Annotated in this window: 1 protein-coding gene; it reads right to left on the reverse strand. The window is 62.2% G+C overall.

Annotated elements, in window-relative coordinates:
- Positions 1-102 precede the first annotated feature (102 nt).
- Positions 103-542: SEC-C metal-binding domain-containing protein (locus RRY12_13410; protein ID MEG2185667.1), on the reverse strand; the 440-nt coding region annotated here is incomplete at its 5' end.

Consider the following 542-nt stretch of genomic DNA (forward strand, 5'->3'; position numbering starts at 1 on the left):
AGCCGCCCCGCCCGGGAGGGCACCCCGGCGGGAGCCGCCCCGCGCGGGAGCCGGGGAAACTCTCGCCCCCCTCGCAGGGGCCTGCGTCAAAATTCTAAACTTCTATTTTCCACAGCACTGCTTGTATTTCTTGCCGCTGCCGCAGGGGCAGGGATCGTTGCGCCCGATTTTTGCCACCTTGCGGGGCTGCTTTTTGACGGTCTGATCGCCGCCCACATTTTCGGTGATGGCGGAGGCCACCCGCTCCCGCTTGATCTCCTCGTTGCTCTTAAGCCGGACGGAGTAGATGCGGCGGACGGTCTCCTCTTGGATGGCGGCGATCATCTCCTCGAACATGGTGAGGGACTCCTGCTTATAGGCGATGACAGGGTCGGTGTTGCCATAGGCGCGGAGCCGGATGCCCTGCTTCAGGTCGTTCATGGCATCGATGTGCTCCATCCAGTATTCATCCACCACACGGAGCATGATCACCCGCTCCAATTCACGCATGACAGGGCTGGTGACCTCCAGCTCCTTCGCCTCATAGGTCGCGGTCGCCTTGT

Source organism: Cloacibacillus sp., from assembly GCA_036655895.1.
Lineage (GTDB): Bacteria > Synergistota > Synergistia > Synergistales > Synergistaceae > JAVVPF01.